The organism is Amycolatopsis ponsaeliensis (assembly GCF_030182635.1).
GTDB lineage: Bacteria > Actinomycetota > Actinomycetes > Mycobacteriales > Pseudonocardiaceae > Amycolatopsis > Amycolatopsis ponsaeliensis.
Genome location: NZ_JAPZLD010000030.1, coordinates 85,424 through 92,893, shown reverse-complemented (window position 1 = coordinate 92,893; position 7,470 = coordinate 85,424). Strand labels below are relative to the sequence as shown.

Below are 7,470 nucleotides of genomic sequence, written 5' to 3'. Positions count from 1 at the left end.
GGGGCTCACACCTCGGCCAGCAGCCCCAGCGAACACAGCGAGCCCGCCAGCAGCATCATGTCGTAGCGGGTGTCCTCGACGTCCGTCTCCCACAGCGCCGCCAGGACCGCGCTGGCCCGGTCCACGTCGCCGTTGTGCTGCTTCAGCGCGATCCACATCGCCGCCGCCACCGGCTCGCATTCGACCTGGCGGCTCGTGTTGCGGCAGCTCAGCTGGAGGTGGCCGTTGGGGAGCATCCGCTGGGTGACGCCGGGAACGGTCTGGATCGCCATCATGACTACCTCCGGGGGCAGGTCGTTTTCTTCGATGTACCCAGTTTCGCGGACCGGGGCCCGCCGAACCATGGGGTCCGCACCTGAACTCCGCCTGGGGTTTCCCCACCCCACCCCCTAGGGGCTCCAGTCACCCAGCCGGGCCTTGACACTGGCCAGCACGCCCTCGAGCTGCGCGTTCAGGTAGAAGTGCCCACCAGGGAACACCTCCACGACGCACTCGCCCGTCGTGTGGGCGCGCCAGGCGTCCGCCTCGGCCAGCTCCGTCACCGGGTCGTCGTCGCCCACCAGCACGTGGATCGGGCACTCCAGCTCGCGTCCCGGGCGGTGGCGGTACGTCTCGACCGCCGTGTAGTCGCCGCGGATCGCGGGCAGGACTATGCGCAGCAGCTCGTCGTCGCCCAGGACCGCGCTGTCGGTGCCGCTGAGTTCCTTGATGGCCGCGATCAGGCCGTCGTCGTCGCGCTGGTGGATGTACTCGATCCGCTGAGCGGACGGTGCGCGGCAGGCGGACGCGAACAGGCCCAGCGGCCGTGCGCCCCGTGCTTCGAGCCGGCGGGCGACCTCGTAGCCGAGGGTCGCGCCCATGCTGTGGCCGAAGAGGGCCACCGGGCGGTCGAACCACGGGCCGAGGTCGTCGGCGATCGCGTCGGCCATGGTCCCGACGTCGTCGAAGCAGCGTTCGGCGAGCCGGTCCTGGCGGCCGGGGTACTGGACGGCGACGATGTCGGCGTCGAGCCCGGCGGCGGTGGCCGCGCGCGAGAACGGGAAGTAAGCCGTCGCGGACCCGCCCGCGTGCGGCAGGCAGACGAGCCGCACGGCGGCGTCGTCGGCCACGTGGAAGCGCCGGATCCACCGGCTCGTTCTTTCGTTCAGGGCAGTCACAGTTTCCGAAGTGTTCGGGGCTTTCCCCGCACTGGCAACCCCTACCGAAACTGTGTCGGATTCACTCCGCTGGGTGACTTTAGATCGCGGTTGGCCCTGCTTAGGCGCCTGCTGCGAACGTCGTAGGGGCAGGAAGACAACCGCCTGCTTCGAGGAGCTTGCGATGGGCGCGATCTGGGGGCAGAACCGCCGCGAAAATCCGCAGGGGGCCTTGGCTTTTCTCGAGGACCTGTTGATCGAATGCGACGCCGGCGTGGGAGAGACGGTGCTGGTCGGTGGGGGACCGGCCAGCGGGAAGACACACCTGCAGCACCAGGTGGTGGTGCGGGCCAAGGAACTGGGCATCGTCACGCTCACCGCGGCCGGCGCCGCCGACGAGCGCGACGTGGACGGCGGGGTGATCGACCAGCTGCTGGCGAGCCCGCTGCTGCCGCCGTCGCTGACCGGCCGGCCGGCCGATGGCGACGGCAGGGACGTCGATGAACGGATCGCCGAGCTGTGCAGCGCGATCCACCGGCTGGCCCGCGAACGCGCGGTGCTGGTGGCGGTCGACGACCTGCACCACATCGACGAGACTTCGGCGCGGCTCCTGCTGCGCCTGCAGCGGCGGGCGCCGTCCGCGGCACTGCTGCTGGTCCTGAACCACGCCGACGGCTCGTACGCGGATTCGCCGTTCACCTCGCTGCCGCACCGGCACGTCGAGCTGACGCCGCTGTCGGTGCAGGCCATCGCGGAGCTGGTGCAGGGCGACGGGCTGCCCGAGCGGATCCACGAGCTGAGCGCCGGGAACCCGCTGCTGGTCCGTGCGCTGGTCGACGCCCACCGCGGCAGCGCGGACACCGGCTCGGCGTACTCCGAGGCCGTGCAGCGGCTGCTGCACCGCTACGGCTCGCCGCTGCGCGAGGTGGCGACCGCGATCGCCGTCCTGGACAGCGACGTCACCACCGAGGCCGTCGCCATCGTCGCCGGGGTCGACCCCCTGGAGGCCGAGGCGTCCACCGGGCGGCTCGCCGACGCGGGCCTGGTCGCGGGCGTCCGGTTCCGGCCGCCGGCCGCCGCCGCGGTGGTGGGCGGGCTGCGCGGGCCGGAGAAGGTCCGCCTGCACGTCCGGGCCGCCGAGGTCAAGCACGCACGCGGGCTGAGCCCCGCCGAAGTCGCCCGGCACCTCGTCGCCGCGGGCGAGGCGGAGGCCGACTGGGCGCTGCCGGTGCTGGTTGCGGCGGCGGAGCAGGTGATGCTCGGCGACGACATCGAGTTCGCCACCCGCTGCCTGAAGCTCGCGGCCTCGGTCGCGAAGGCGCGGTGGGAGCAGCAGACGATCTCCCAGCTGCTCGCCAAGATCACCTGGCGCGTCAACCCGGCCGCTGCCGCGCCGCACCTGAGATCGCTGCGGGAGGCGGGCTCGCTGGACGCCTCCGACCGGATCGGGCTCGCGCGGCAGTCGCTGTGGCTGGGCGACCGCGACACCTTCGAGCGCTCGTTCGCCGCGCTCGAGACCGACGTCGAGCCGCTCGACCCGCGCACGTCGGCCGAGCTCATCCTCGCCGGCTACTGGCACTACGGCGTCTCGACGACGACGGCCGACCCGGGCGATCCGTGGCTGCACACGGCGAACTCGCTGGCCGCGATGTGGCGCACCGGGGGCACCGAGACGACTTCGGCGTGCGCGGAACGGATCCTGCAGAACTGCCGGCTTTCGGACACTTCGCTGGAGGCGCTGGCGACCGCGATCCTCGCGCTGGCCCACGACGACAAGGCCGACCGCGCGGAAGGCTGGTGCACCTCGCTCAGCGAGGAAGCCGAATACCGCGGCGCGATCACGTGGAAGGCGATGCTCGACGCGATCGGCGCGAGCCTGCGGCTGCGCCGGGGCGACGTCCCCGGTGCCGTGGACCTGGGAACGCGGGCACTGGGCATGCTGGACGCGCCGAACTGGGGCGTCGCGATCAGCTACCCGCTGGCCACGCTGCTGATCGCGCACACCGCGGCCGGCGCGTTCAAGGACGCGGCGGCGGTGCTGCGGCACCCGATGCCGGACGCGGTGTGGGCGACCCTGGGCGGCGTCCGCTACCTGCGGGCGCGCGGGCACTTCCACCTGGCGACCAACCGCGGCCTCGCGGCCGTGAGCGATCTGCAGCAGTGCCGGCGGATCCTGCACGAGCAGGACCTGGAGCTCCCGGCGGTCCTGCCGTGGCAGGCCGACCTCGCGGAGGCGAACCTCGGGCTGGGCAACACGGCCATGGCGGTCGAGCTGGCCAGGCAGTCCCTGGCGGGGCCGGCCGACGCGTACTCGCGCGGGTCCGCCCTGCGGGTGCTGGCGCTGGCCGGCGACGCGGCGGCCCGCCCGGGACTGCTGAACCGGGCGGCGGAGGCGTTCAAGGCGTCCGGCGACCGGCTGGAGCTGGCGAAGACGATGCGCACGATCAACCACCTGAGCCAGCGCGCGGAACGCGCCGGCAGCCTGGTGAAGGCGGTGCACGTGCCGCGGCAGGGCCGGTCCCGGCCGGCGGTTCCCCGCCCGGTGGCGCGTCCGGAGCCGGTGGCGTCGCCGTCGGCGTCCGTGCTGAGCGAGGCGGAGCTGAGGGTGGCCGAGCTGGCGGTGGAAGGCCGCACGAACCGGCAGATCGCGGAGACGCTGTACATCACGGTGAGCACGGTGGAGCAGCACCTGACCCGCGTGTACCGCAAGCTGGGCGTCGCCGGCCGGGCCGCGCTGGCGGGCGAGTTCGCCGACGCCGAGGGCGGGCAGTGACCGTGCTGCTCACCGAGGCCGAGCTGCGGGTCGCCGAGCTGGCCGCGGACGCGACGGGGATCGAAGCGATCGCGGAGGCGCTGGGGGTGCGTGCGGACGAGGCCGCGGGGCTCCTGGAGACGGTGTACCGCAAGCTGGGCCCGCAGGGTGGCGCCTGAACGAGTCGTTCACGGCGTGAAGAACCCGGAAACGCGGCGGAGGCCGGCCACCCCGGAGGCCTTCGCGGCATTTCCGCGGCGCTCGGCCCAGCAGTCCTGGTACGCCATGAGGGGCACCCTCATGGCTCTTATGGCCATGAGGGTGCCCCTCATGGGCGGCCGGGTGCGGCGGCGTTTCCGCGGCGGGCGAGGGGTGGGATGCGCGGCTCAAAGGTCTTGAATGAGTCATTCAGGACCTCCGAAGACCTGAATGACTCATTCAAGACATCCGGAACCGGGTGCGGCGCCGAAGAACCCCGCAACGCACTGAAGGGGGCTTTCCTCGCTTCACAAGCGAGGAAAGCCCCCTTCAGGCAGTGCCGGGCCGGGTCAGGAACCGCGCTGGTCCGCGACCACCGCGGCGATGATGTCGTCCAGCGTCCGGGTCGGCGAGAACCCGATCTGCCCCAACGCCTTCTCGCAGTTCGGGATCCGGCGCTGCATGTCCTCGTACCCGTCGCCGTACGCCTCCTCGTACGGCACCTTCGCGATCGTGCTCGCCGAGCCCGTCGCCGAGATCACGCGCTCGGCGAGCTGGGCGATCGTCGTCTGCTCGGTGCTGCCCAGGTTGAACACCTTGCTGTACGCCGTTTCGTCGGCCAGCAACGCCACCAGTGCCGGGACGACGTCGTGGACGTGGCAGAAGCACCGCGTCTGCTGGCCGTCGCCGAAGACCGTGATCGGTTCGCCCGCCAGGGCCTGCTTCACGAACCGCGGGATGACCATGCCGTAGCGCCCGGTCTGGCGGGGGCCGACCGTGTTGAACGGGCGGACGATCACCGTGCGCAGGCCGTGCTCGACCGCGTACAGGTACGCGAACGTCTCGTCCAGCGCCTTGGCCTCCGCGTACGACCAGCGGTTCTTCAGCGGCGAGCCGATGATCCGGTCGGCGTCCTCGGTGAGGCCGTCGGCGGTGTTCTTGCCGTAGATCTCGCTCGTGGACGCGACCAGGATCGGCACGTCGTGCTGCAGGGCCGCGTCCAGCATGGTCTCCGTGCCGTGCAGGTTGGTCCGCAGGCTCTCCATCGTCTTGTCGAGGATGGTGAAGACGCCGACCGCGGCCGCGAGGTGGAAGATCGCGTCGATGCCGGCCATGCACGCCTCGACCGCCGAGGGGTCGGTCACCGAGCCGCGCACGAAGCGGAAGCCCGGGTTGTCCCGCACGCCGGCGAGGTTGTCGAGCGTGCCGGTGCTGAGGTTGTCGAGCGCGACGACCTCGTGGCCGCGCTCCAGGAGGTGCTCGGTCAGGTGGGAGCCGATGAAGCCGGCGCCGCCGGTGATGAGGTAACGCACGTCGGGTGTCCTCTCAGTTCGCGAAGAGCGCGGGGTCGAAGCGGTAAGTGGCGTCGATGACGAGCGGGCACTGCCCGAGCCAGTCGTACCCGTGGCCGGGCTGGATGGTGTGGATCAGCGCGACGTCCCAGTCGTCGCCGTCCGGCTCGACGACGCTGTCGAGCTGGCCGCCGGTGACGCGGATGGTCGGCACGAGCGGGTCGTGGTAGCCGACCTTCGCGCCCTTCGCCGCCAGCAGGTCGATGATGTCCAAAGCGGACGACGACCGGACGTCCTGGACGCCGGGCTTGTACGTCACGCCGACCACCAGCACGCGCGTGCCCGCCAGGCCCTTCCCGTTGCGGGACAACGTGTTGGCGACGCGGTCCACGACCTGCTTGGGACGTTCGGCGATGGCGTGCATGGCCTGCGTGACGAGCGGCGCGTTGTGCTGCGTCGCGCGCAGCTGCCAGAGCAGGTAGTGCGGGTCGCAGGGGATGCAGTGCCCGCCGACACCCGGGCCGGGGTGGAAGGCCATGAAGCCGTAGGGCTTGCTCGCCGCCGCGTCGATCACCTCGATCGGGTCGATCGAGAAGCCGTCGCTGATCTCCGCGAACTCGTTGGCCAGCGCGATGTTCACCGCGCGGAAGGTGTTCTCGTACAGTTTCGTGAGCTCGGCGACCTCCGCCGAGCTGACGCAGTGCACCGCCGGGGTCAGCAGGTTGATGACGCGCTGCGCCATCGCGGTGCACGCCGGCGTCACGCCGCCCAGGACACGCGGGGTCTCCTGCTGTGTGTGCGTGACGTTGCCGGGGTCGATGCGCTCGGGGCTGGACGCGACGAAGATGTCGCGGCCGACCTTGAACCCCTTGGCGACCAGCGGTTTCACCAGCAGCCGCCCGGCGGTGCCGACGTAGCTGGTGGAGGTGAGGATCAGGGTCTGGCCGGTCCGGGCGTGCGCGATCAGCGCGGCGCAGGCGCTCTCGAGCGGGCCGAGGTCGGGCATCAGGTACTCGTCCAGCCCGGTCGGCACGCACACCAGGACCGCGTCGGCCTCGGCCATCCGCGCCAGGTCGGCGGTGAGCTGGAAGTCCTCCTGGTGCACGGCTTTCTCCAGCCGGCGGTGGTCGGCCTCGATCAGGTCGACCTCGCCGGAGCGGATCGCGTCGAGGCGGTTCTGCGAGAGGTCGATGCCGATGATGCCGACACCGCTCTCGTGCAGGCCGAGGGCGGTCGGCAGGCCGACGTACCCCATCCCGATGACCGCGACCGAGGTCAGTTCGTTCAGCTCGGCCAGGATTTCGTGTTCAGCGACAGTACTCGTCATTGCGGTTCACCCGTCTCTTGCACGGTGGAAGGGTCAGTGCACGACCCGGACGATTTCGAAGGCTTCGGCGAGTTCGGTGGAGATCTGCGAACCGCGGTATTCGGCGAGGGCGCGGACGCCCCGCTCGCTGCGCGGGTGGGGCCAGGGCTCGAGTTCCTTTCCGTACGCGCGCAGCGCTTCGATCTTGCGCTCGACGTGCGTCTCCTCGAGGCGCTGCCAGCAGTTGGGGCGGAAGGTGACCGGCAGCCCCGACGCCTCGCCGACGTCGGTGGCGGAGCGGATCTCGAAGGTCCGCACCTCCTGCACGCTGCCCTTGCCCGGCCGGCCCGCGACCCGGGCGGCGCGGCTGACGAGCGCGTGGTCGGTGCTCAGGTCGCACATGCTCGTGGTGAGGATGGTGTCGGGCTCGAAGTCCCGGACCTCGTGCTCCACCACCCGGTTGAGCTCGAGGTGGCTGACGGTGTCGAGGCGGTTGTCCCCGAACTCGTGGATGCGCACGCGTTCGATGCCGAGCGTCTTCGCCGCCAGCTCGATCGCGGCGGTGCGGTTGACGACCCCGGCGCCGCTCGAGGACCGCGAGCCGTCGTCGTTGGTGAGGATGCAGAGCGAGATCGTCACACCCTCGTCGGCGAGGCGGGCGATGGTGCCGCCCGCGCCGAGCGTTTCGTCGTCGCCGTGCGCTCCCACGACCAGCAGCTTGCCAATTTTCCTGTGCATACCGGATCCCCAGTCTTCGTGCTGATGGAAGTGCCGTCGCACGGCATC

7 protein-coding genes are annotated in these 7,470 nt (G+C 71.3%); 2 read left to right on the top strand and 5 right to left on the bottom strand.

Annotation, left to right across the window (positions count from 1 at the left end; translation table 11 throughout):
• Positions 1-5: 5 nt before the first annotated feature.
• A complete protein-coding gene (locus QQ657_RS35860; RefSeq protein WP_284746759.1) occupies positions 6-275 on the bottom strand; it encodes a hypothetical protein in 270 nt (89 codons plus the stop codon).
• 114 nt (positions 276-389) lie between these two features.
• Complete coding sequence (locus tag QQ657_RS35855) at positions 390-1,157, bottom strand: thioesterase II family protein (protein ID WP_350310731.1); 768 nt, start codon at positions 1,155-1,157, stop codon at positions 390-392.
• 163 nt (positions 1,158-1,320) lie between these two features.
• Here QQ657_RS35855 and QQ657_RS35850 point away from each other — a divergent pair, with 163 nt between their 5' ends.
• On the top strand, positions 1,321-3,909 hold the full coding sequence (locus QQ657_RS35850) for a helix-turn-helix transcriptional regulator (RefSeq protein WP_284746758.1): 2,589 nt from the start codon (positions 1,321-1,323) through the stop codon (positions 3,907-3,909).
• Positions 3,906-4,067, top strand: a complete 162-nt coding sequence (locus tag QQ657_RS35845; RefSeq protein ID WP_284746757.1) for a hypothetical protein — start codon at positions 3,906-3,908, stop codon at positions 4,065-4,067. Before QQ657_RS35850 ends, QQ657_RS35845 begins: the two co-directional genes overlap by 4 nt.
• Positions 4,068-4,436: 369 nt before the next feature.
• Here QQ657_RS35845 and QQ657_RS35840 read toward each other — a convergent pair whose 3' ends face one another.
• Genes QQ657_RS35840 through QQ657_RS35830 form a run of 3 tightly spaced genes read right to left on the bottom strand, consistent with a single transcriptional unit; the run spans position 4,437 to position 7,422 of the window.
• The gene (locus QQ657_RS35840; RefSeq protein ID WP_284746756.1) at positions 4,437-5,399 is read right to left on the bottom strand and encodes an NAD-dependent epimerase/dehydratase family protein; all 963 of its coding nucleotides are present in this window, start codon (positions 5,397-5,399) and stop codon (positions 4,437-4,439) included.
• Positions 5,400-5,412: 13 nt separating this feature from the next.
• Positions 5,413-6,705 (bottom strand): nucleotide sugar dehydrogenase, encoded by a 1,293-nt coding sequence (locus QQ657_RS35835; RefSeq protein WP_284746755.1) that lies wholly within the window; start codon positions 6,703-6,705, stop codon positions 5,413-5,415.
• A gap of 33 nt (positions 6,706-6,738) precedes the next feature.
• Positions 6,739-7,422: a PIG-L deacetylase family protein gene (locus QQ657_RS35830; RefSeq protein WP_284746754.1), complete on the bottom strand. Its 684-nt coding sequence runs from the start codon at positions 7,420-7,422 to the stop codon at positions 6,739-6,741.
• Positions 7,423-7,470: the final 48 nt, after the last annotated feature.